Below are 9,959 nucleotides of genomic sequence, written 5' to 3' on the forward strand. Positions count from 1 at the left end.
TTTTGAGGGTGTTTTAGGCTATTTTTGCAAAGGGTGGTTTTTTAACAGCCACTATGTATAAAGCGGGTTGTTGTCCCCCCGCCTGCGGGGGGAAGGTGGTGGCGCCAGCCACCAAAGGGGGCGCCGCCGGAAAAGCAAGAATGCTTTTGACTGCAGTGTCATTCTCTATTCTTACCCTTCTGCTGAATTGGCCGCCTATCACGGTCAGCCAACTAAAAGGAAGGCCCTTTTATGGGCAGGCTAAGGGCCAACTTTGGCTGACTTGGAGGTCCTATGCAGGACCTCCACAGCCACCCCCTATCCCGCTTCGCGGGACTTACCCAAAGGGAAGCGTGTCACTGGATTCTCAGTCGCCTTACGGCTCCCTACGAATCCAGTTCCCTTGCCACCCCTATCCAGGGGGCAGAATAAACTTCTCTACGCTTTCCCCTCATCACATGAGCACAATGCCCAGCGCCCATAGTGCCCCCTCGAAGAGGGGGAAAGGTGGTGGCGCCAGCCACCAAAGGGGGCGCCGCCACAAGGGTATAAAAGTCATATGCCTCATCGGTATATGTTTCATCTCTCTTCTTACCATCGTCTACCCCTTCGCCCCTTCGCGGCCCTCTTCTCATTCTCTTTTTACTCAAACATTCCCACATCAAAGGGGCCCTCTCCATGGAGAGGGCCCCTTTGAGTGTACTTTTGCATCAGTTACGGCATTTGGCCCGGCGCAGGAGGAGAGCCCGCATTTCGTCTACATTCTTGACTTCGCTGCCATAAGCAGCGGCAGTGCGGATGAAGAGGGTGCAGGGGCAGCCGTCGGCGCTGTGGATGCTGCCGATGTCGGCGGACAGGTGATTCAGGGTTTCCTGAAGTTCTTCTCTGTCTTCAGCGTTTTGGAAGATAAGGAAGCTGTTCATCCCTTTGCGTCCGATCACTGCTTTTTCGGAGAAGGTGCGGCATATCCTTTTTGCGATTTCCCGCACCAGTATCCCGCGGCTTCGGGTGCCGTATTCTTTTCCGAATTCTTCGATGGCCGGGATTTCCAGAAGAATGCCTTCGTAGTCGGTGCCAGCTGCTTCCAGGGCGTCATGGAAATGTTCCGCTGCAATGATGATGCCCCGGGGACTCAAAAATCTTGATTCGTCGTCGGTGAAGCTGCGGCGGCTGTCTTTTTCCAGCATTCTCGCTTCGTCGTCCAAGTCCACAAACCAGCCTGCCAGGCCTATGATTTCATTGCCCTGGTACACAGGCACTTTGGTGGCCCGGATGGTGTGGAGTTTCCCCTGGATAATGCATTTGCCCTTCACGTTATAGGATCTCTCTCCCTGGGTCAGTACTTTTTCTTCTTCCTCTTTATAGGTATTGTCTCCCAGGTGCCAGCCCATTTCCTCGTCGGTTTTACCGCGGATTCTGGTATCGTTGGGGAAGCCGTAGTACCGGAGGAAGGCGTTGCTGGCGCCCAGGAAGCAGCGGTTTTTATCTTTCCAGAAGAATTTGAAGTCCCCTTCCCGGCGCAGGGTGTCCATGAAGAAGGCATCTTCCGATATTTCCTTTTCGTTCTTCCAGTCCAGGTGCAGGGTGGAAATATACTGGGAAAGGAGCTTTTCTCTTTCTTCCGGCGCCTCCGGCGTTAAAATCATATTCTTGGCTCCCAGCAGGATATTCCGGTCTTCCGGATTCCCTATGACCATGGCCACCAGTTCTTTCCACCGGTACTGGCCGGTACTGTCTTTCATGCGGAAATGGGAGGCGGAAACGTTATGGGTGGAGGAGGCGGCCTTCTTTACGATATTCTCCGGGTCCATGAATTTCCTGAACCGCTTCCTGTCTTCCGGATGCACGTACCGGGTAAGGTAAAACCACTGCTCTTCTGTCAGGGTATCGCCGGGCCTGAGGCTGGGAATGGCGGTGAGGAGCACGTTCACCGTTTTTTCACTGCCCCGGTAGTAATAAAGGGCATCGAAGATGCGCATCATGCTGCGGTACAGGGAGTCCAGCTCCCTTACGGAATCATTCTTTTCCTGCACCGTGATATTGGTGACAGACAGGGCGCCGCCGCAGAAGTGGTGATTTCCTGCCAGTACCCGGAGTTCGCATTTCAGCATGGATCCGTTTCTCATGGCAATGATGGACTGCTGTTTCCCGCTTTCCCTGCTCCCTTCGATAAGTGCCCGGAACCAGGGGTAGACGCCATCATTGTGGGAAAGGGTATTCCCTTTGAAGAAGATGAAATCGTCGCCGTAAACAGTCTCCGTCTCCCCGCGAAGCGCTTCATTTCTTGCAAGAACGATGAGCTTATCCGCCGTATCCAGGAAAAGGCCGACTGGTTTATCGGTGAGCACATTCACCATGCCCACCTTGTCCATCACCACCGCTTCCCGCAGTTTTTCCGGCACATAGGTACCGTCTTTCAGTCCCTTTTCGATTTCTTCCCAGGGCATGGGTCTGCCGTAGAAATATCCCTGGATTTTCTCGCAGCCCGACTCCCTCAGGAAATCCACCTGTTCCTTCGTTTCCGCCCCTTCCGCCAGGGTATGGACGGACAGGTTCTTTGCCATGAGGATGATGGAGCGGATGATTTTCCGGCTGTCCTCATTGAAATTCCGAAGGAAGGCCATGTCGATTTTCAATTCGTCAAAGTGAAATTCCTTCAGCACGTTGAGGGAGGAGTAGCCGCTGCCGAAGTCGTCCAGCCACAGCTGGTAGCCTGCCTTCCGGAAGCGGGACAGTTCCTTCTTCAGCGCTTCCCCGTTCAGGGTGAGGGCGGACTCCGTCACTTCGATGCGGAAGAACCAGCGGGGCACCTGATACTGGGAAATGATATGTTCCATGAAATCGAAGGGCTTCATCACATCGAAATCCACCCGGGACAGGTTTACGGACACCGGAATGATGGGTTTCTTTTCTTCCTTCAAACGGCAGTAGAGCTTGGCCGCCTCTTCGATGACATAGCAGTCCAGATGGTGGATGAGCCTCATATTCTCCAGCACCGGAATGAACACATTGGGATAAATCATGCCCTTTTCCGGATCCTTCCACCGGGCCAGGGCTTCCATGCCGCAGATTTTGCCGGAAAGGGCGCGCATCACCGGCTGATAGTACACATGGATATGACCTTTTGCAAGAGCCCCTTCAAAGTTTCGGAGCACAAAGGAGCGGTCCACCATTTCCCTGCCCATGTTCTCGGTGTAGAGAGCCACGCTGCGGCGGCTGTCATCCCTGATGGAGTCCGCTGCCAGCTTGGCCAGGTCAAAGGGGCCCTGCCAGTCCATCTTCTGCATCATCAGAAGCGGAATGTGGGCTTTATCAAAAAGAACGATGCCCGCTTTGCACCGGATGGCTTCGTCTCCGATGAGCCCGTTGATTTCACGAACCGCCTTTTCCAGCACTTTCCGGGCTCCCTCCCGGGGCGAGAGAATCAGGAAATTATCGGCAGCCACATGGCCTATGAGGGACTTGGGGAAGCGGCGGCGAAGAATTTCCCCTATGCCCTTCAGCAGCCGGTTTCCTGCCTTCGTGCCATAGCTGGCGTTATAGGCGGAGAAATGGACAAGATTCAGGTAAATATGGGCCCGCTGTCCATAGGTGCCATCCGCTTCATCCTTCTGTCTCAGCTTCATGGCTTCTTCAAGAAAGGTATGCCTTCCCAGAAGACCGGTGTCCAGATCCCTTTCCAGCGCCAGATGACGGACATCACTCCTCACCAGTCCCAGTGTCCATACAGGCCCAAAAGGCGTATCTTCCGCCGGGCCGAAGATTCCTTCGATCTGGATGAAACGGCCGTCCCTGGTGTGGCTGGGAAAGCCGTAAAAATTATAGGTCTTCTCCCTGCCCAGGGATCCAAACATTTCCGCCACCGAATGGTAATCCTCTTCCGCCATGAGCCCCCGGAAATGGCCATGGGTGAATTCCATGAACTCCTCTTCCGTAGAGCATGCAAAAATGCGAAGAAGCTCCTGGTTCACCGCCAGAATTTTCTCTTCTTCGTCCCTTGAAACGATACAGACGCCTCCTGGAAAATCATCCAGATACCGCATCACATTCCTGCTTTTTTCCATATGTCCTCCTGAGCCATTCCCATCCAGCACCTTCAGGGACCACTGATTACTCCCCAGCCAGGAGCAGCTACCCCCCCCCGAAAAATTTCAGAGAGTGATTTCTTACCTCTATTTTACTCTTTTTTGCGAATGTTTACCATGAAAATGTTTTAGGACATGCCCGCAGGTTGTGAGAGAAAAGGTTCTTAAGTTTGACGCCCGCTTTGCGGGCGATGGTTCTGAAGTTTGACAGCAGCCTTTGGCTGCTGAGGGTTGTGGTGGCGGCTCCGCCGCAATTTTATAAGCCGCTTTGCGGCCCGGGTTCAAAAGGTTCAGAGTGCCCCCCATCCTATTGTCCACTGTGCACATCCTGCATAGGATGTGCAAGTCGGGCAAAGTAAGGCGCCTAGCCTGCCCATTAAGGCGCTTTCCTTTTGTCGCCCGACCGAACTGCGGGGGGAAGGTGGTACGTAGTACCAAAGGGAGACGGGCCCGAAGGGCCCGTGGGTTGTGGAAAAAGGTTCAGAGGGGAAGGTATCGCCTACGGCGATGAGATTTATTGCCGCCTTTCGGCGGCAGAGCTGTATGCTTTCCTTCCCACTCTCATCGTCATTCCGAGCGAAGCGAAAAATCTCGGTACATGGCACTTTTGAACTCATCACTAATAAATACCAGTCGGCGAAAAGGAGCTTCCTCTGGCAGCTCCCCTGTAGAATCAGGTGGCACACTGCCCAGCGTCCATAGTGCCCCCAGCGCAGCTGGGGGAAAGATGGTGGCGAAAGCCACCAAAGGGGGCGCCGCCGGAAAAGCAAGGACGCTTTTGACTGCCGTGTCATTCTCTTTGCTTTCCATCCTGCTGAATTGGCCGCCTATGGCGGCCACCCCTTATCCGGCTCCGCCGGACTTTCCCCTATTCAGGGGACAGAATAAATCTCTCTACGCTTTCCTGTAGAATCATGCGGCACATTGCCCAGCACCCATAGTCCCACCGCTTGCGTGGCGAAGGTGGTGGCGAAAGCCACCAAAGGGGGCGCCGCCGACAGGCGGCATTTATACTGGTGCCCGCAGGGCACCCACCTTCATTTACCATTTACCATTTACCATTCACAATTTACTATTTTCTCGTCTTCCCACCGATCGGTATTCTTTAGTGAGCTAGTGTACTAGTGTACTAGTGAGCTAGTAGGAGTCATTAGCGTCATGTACCGAGATCCTTCGCTGACGCTCAAGATGACGGTGGACGGTGGAAAGGCTCCTGCGCCGTCTGATGTCTGATTGTCTGATGTCTGACGTCTACGTTCTCTTTCGGGATTTCCTTCCCGCCCCGCATCCCACATAAAAAAACGTCCCGGAAGGGACGCTTTTTCATTTTTTATAGTAGGCGGTTCTGCGGATAAGGATAGGCCGGATATCATCCAGGTTCTTCACTTCCCTTCCCTGGACCAGGGCCCAGCCCAGGAAGAGGGTGCAGGGATAGCCGCCGGCGGAGTGGATACGGCTCAGGGCTTCCGCCAGTTCATCCAGTTTTTTCTTCAATGCCCTTTCTTCTTCTCCGTTCCGGAAGATGAGGAAGCTGTCTATCCCCACTCTGCCGATGGCGGAGGTGGCGGCGAAGGTATTTCTGATGGCATCTCCCACAGCCTGGATCAGCAGTCGCCTGCCGGTTTTCCCGTATTCTCTGCCAAAGGATTCAATGCCCGGGATTTTAAGGAGGATGGCTTCGTAGTCAGCGCCGCTGGTATGGAAGGCGTCGTCGTAGTGCTGGGCGGAGATCATAATGCCCCGGTAGCTCAGGAAGCCTGATTCTTCGTCCATATAGAAGCGGCGGACATTCTTTTCTTTTTTCTCCTCTTCATCCCCAAGGTCTATGAACCAGCCCAGAAGGCCGATGATTTCATTTCCCTGGTACACCGGTACTTTGGTGGCGGAAATGGCACGGACACGGCCGCGGGCAATGCACTGGCCTCTCACCTTTTCGGAAATCACGCCGCGATGAAGGACTTTTTCTTCTTCTTCCCTGTAGGAGCTGTCTCCCAGGTGCCATCCCATATCTTCATCCGTTTTTCCCAGAATCGTTTTTTCGTCGGAAAAGCCGTAGTAGGAAAGGAAGGCGCTGCTGGCGCCGAGGAAACGGCGGTTTCTGTCTTTCCAGAAGAATTTGAGCGTTCCCATCCGGCAGAGGGCATCCAGAAAGCAGGTATTAGGAGAGAGTTCTCCCTCATCCTGCCGGCTCATCCGGAAGGAGGCGATGTACTGGGCCAGCAGCCGTTTTCTTTCTTCTTCGGAATGGGGTGTCACAACCATGGGCTTGGCTCCCACCAGGACATCCTTTGCCCCGTTATTTTCTGCTTTGACCGCCACAATTTCTTTCCATTCGTACCGGCCGTTTCTGTCTTTGAAACGGAAGACTTCTCCCGCCGCGCCATAGGGGGACCCATCGGCGGCTTTCAGCACATGCTCTTCATTCAGAAATGCAAGGAACCGTTTACGGTCGTCAGGATGGACGAGGCTTTTTACCTGAAGTACCTGTTCCACAGACAGGACATCGCCCGATTTCATGCCCGGAAGGGTGGTCAGGAGCACTTCCACCTTCTTTTCCTTCTGCCGGTAGTAGTACATGCCGGTGAAGACATGCATCATGTTCATATAAAGGCTGTCCATATCCTTCTTTTCCGCCGTCGCTTTCCGGAGGGTCACATTCATGACGGACAGGGCGCCTCCTGCAAGGGTATCGCCTCCCTTCAGGGTATGGACTTCATATTTCAGAAGGTTTCCGTTTCTTACGATAATGGCGGACTGCATCCTTCCGCTTCTCCAGCTTTCTTCTATGAGGGCGTGGATAAAGTCGTAGGACGGGCTGCCGCCGTGCAGCTCGCCGCCGGTGAAGAGGGCCCCGTCGGTTCCGCTCACCGACCTGGTTTCCCGGGCCAGCGCTTCATTCCGGAGAATCAGCCGGCAGAGGCCTTTCTGATGGAGGAAGAGGCCCATCGGCTTTTCGGTGATAACATTCACATCCCCCAGATCATCCATCACCGCTTCTTCCACCGCCGTTTCCGGCACATAGGCGGCGGCGGTGATTTTTTCCCTGGCTTCCTCCCAGGACATGGGTCGTCCATAGAAGAAGCCCTGGATTTTTTCGCAGCCCGATTCCTTCAGGAATTCCACCTGTTCCTTTGTTTCCGCCCCTTCCGCCAGGGTGTGGATGGAAAGGTTCTTGGCCATGAGGATGATGGAGCGGATGATTTCACGGCTCTTTTCATTGAAATTTCTAAGAAAGGCCATGTCGATTTTCAGTTCGTCAAAGTGAAATTCCTTCAGCACGTTGAGGGAGGAGTAGCCGCTGCCGAAGTCGTCCAGCCACAGCTGGTAGCCCGCTTCGTGGAAACGGGACAGTACGTCCTTCATGGCTTTGCCGTTCAGGGTGAGGGCGGACTCCGTCACTTCGATACGGAAGAAATGGCGGGGCACCTGGTAGGTGGATACGATATGCTCCAGGAAGGCAAAGGGATCCATGGCCTCAAAATCCATGCGCGACAGATTCACCGATACGGGAACCACCGGCCATCCTTCTCTCATGAGCTTCACATACAGCTTCGCCGTTTCCTCAATCACATAGCTGTCCAGAAGATGGATAAGGTTCATCTTCTCCAGCACCGGAATGAATACGCCGGGCAGAATCATGCCCTTCTCCGGATCCGTCCACCGGGCCAGGGCCTCAAAGCTGCAGAGCTTCCCTGTGAGGGCACGGATAACGGGCTGGTAAAAAACCTGGATGTGCCCTTCCCGAAGAGCCCTTTTGAAATTTTTCATAACAAAGGCAGTATTAATCAATTTCTGTCCCAGGGCCGGGGTATACAGCACCCAGTTCCGGCTGCCGTCATTTTTGATGGACTCCGCCGCCTTCCGGGCCAGGTCAAAGGGTTCCCACCAGGTCATACGTTTCAAGGCGGCAATGGAAATATACCCTTCGCCGAAACGTACAGCCCCTGCCTTGCAGCGGACAGAGTCATCCTCCATGATGTCATTGATTTCCTCCACCGCCGCATCCAGTTTCTCAAGAGCATGCTCCGGGGCCGCAAGGATAATAAAATCATCGGCCGACACATGGGCCACAGGATCCGCAGGGAAATGGCGGCGCAGAATCTGTCCCATCCGCTTCAGCACCGCATTGCCCACGCCTACCCCATAATTGGCATTGATGGCAGAAAAACGGACCAGATTGATGAAAATAACAATCCTTGTTCCATATACGCCCCGGGCCATGTCCTCCTGTTTCAGCCGGAAAGCCTCCCGGCGAAAGTCATACTTCCCGATGAGCCCGGTATCCATTTCCTGCTCCAGCGCCCGGTGACGGACCTCGCTCCGCACAAGTCCCAGCACCCATACAGGGCCAAGCTCATCATCCTCCGCCCTTCCCAGAAGGCCTTCCACATCCAGGGTACGTCCCCTCAGGGAAACGGACGAAAAGTTGTAGAAATTGTATCTTCCCTTCTCGTTGCGGCTGGAAAAAATCTCCTCCAGGGAACGATACTCCTCTTCCGCCATGAGCCCGCGGAAACGGCTGCCGGAAAGATTCATGAACTCCTTCTCTCCGGGGCACTCGAAAATGCGGAGAACCTCTTCGTTCACCGCCAGTATCTTTTCCTCTTCATCCCTGGAAATCAGAAGCACCCCGCCGGGAAAATCATTCATCCATTTTTTGCAATTACTATTCTCCATACTTCCCCACCTGCATCAGCTTTATAAAACTAGTCTTATGCAGACAGCACCCTCCTCAAAAACAGATTATGGTTTACATACATTTTACACCCTTTTCTTTGTAAAATCCAAGAAAATTGTTCTATAACAAAAGAGAGGGAAGCGCGCCCTTCGGGCGCGAAGGGGCACGGCTGCCGCCGTAGGTTGTGGAAAAGGGTTGACGGGGCTTCGCCCCGAGGGTTCTTAAGGTTCTAAAGTTTGACGGCCTTTGGGCCGAGGGTTGTGGTGGCGGCTCCGCCGCAATTTTATATGGACGGCTTCGCCGCCCGGTTCAGAGGGTTCCCCCCATCCTATTGTCCACTGTGCACATCCTGCATAGGATGTGCAAGTCGGGCAAAGTAAGGCGCCTAGCCTGCCTATTAAGGCGCTTTCCTTTTGTCGCCCAACCGAACTGCGGGTGGGAAGGTGGTACGTAGTACCAAAGGGGGACGGGCCCGCAGGGCCCGTGGGCTGTGGAAAAGGGTTGTGGAAAAGGGTTGTGGTATCGCCCTGACGGGCGATGAGATTTATTGCCGCTTCGCGGAATAAAAACCATAACAACCGGGCTCTGCCCGTGGGAAAACCATACAACCGCCCTGCGGGCGTTGGAAATGCACCCCTTTTGGTGCTAATGCACCACCTTTCTCCTAAAGGAAAGCATGTCACTGGATTTTCGGGTCACTGCGCTTCCCTGCAAATCCAGTTCCTTTGCCACCCCGGAGGGGTGCACAGCGAACATGCTTTGAAGGAGCGTCAGCGACGCACAAATCATAGTGAGTCGTTTCACCTTTAGGTGGAACTTTGCTCTCCGCTCAGCTTTGGGCCTCATAAGCATATCAAAGCATAGCGCCGCTAGAATTCTTGTTTCCCCTTGAGGGGAACGCCGCGGAGCGGCAAAGGGTGTACGAGGTGAAGCACCGTCATGACACTCCATTGCCATCCTGACCACCGAAAGGCGGCCTGCTTTGCCACAGTGTTTCATTTCTCCGCTTACCATTCTGCTGAATTAGCCGCCTACGGCGGCTTTTCCCCCTTTGGTGCCTTACGGCACCACCTTTCCCCCGCTGTGCGGGGGAACAATAAAGCTCCGCAAAGCATTTCCCTCATAAAGCTGCTCTATTTTAAGCACGGGTTGTTGTCCCACTGCTTGCGGGGTGGCAAGGGAACACGATTCGTAGGGGAGCGTTAGCGACCTGAGAA

General features: G+C 54.1%; 2 protein-coding genes. Both read right to left on the reverse strand.

What is annotated here, in order from left to right:
- Positions 1-689: 689 nt before the first annotated feature.
- On the reverse strand, positions 690-4,043 hold the full coding sequence (locus Q0482_RS01825; protein WP_299142623.1) for a GGDEF domain-containing phosphodiesterase: 3,354 nt from the start codon (positions 4,041-4,043) through the stop codon (positions 690-692).
- Positions 4,044-5,387: 1,344 nt separating this feature from the next.
- Positions 5,388-8,741, reverse strand: coding sequence for an EAL domain-containing protein (locus Q0482_RS01830; RefSeq protein WP_299142624.1), 3,354 nt, complete (start codon positions 8,739-8,741; stop codon positions 5,388-5,390).
- Between the last annotated feature and the right edge of the window lie 1,218 nt (positions 8,742-9,959).

It is taken from the genome of uncultured Dialister sp. (assembly GCF_937959425.1).
Classification (GTDB): domain Bacteria; phylum Bacillota; class Negativicutes; order Veillonellales; family Dialisteraceae; genus Dialister.

Bases quoted from the DNA above. Each gene is read 5' to 3' on its own strand.
- Q0482_RS01825 (WP_299142623.1), bottom strand. From the start codon at position 4,043: ATGGAAAAAAGCAGGAATGTGATGCGGTATCTGGATGATTTTCCAGGA.
- Q0482_RS01830 (WP_299142624.1), bottom strand. From the start codon at position 8,741: ATGGAGAATAGTAATTGCAAAAAATGGATGAATGATTTTCCCGGCGGG.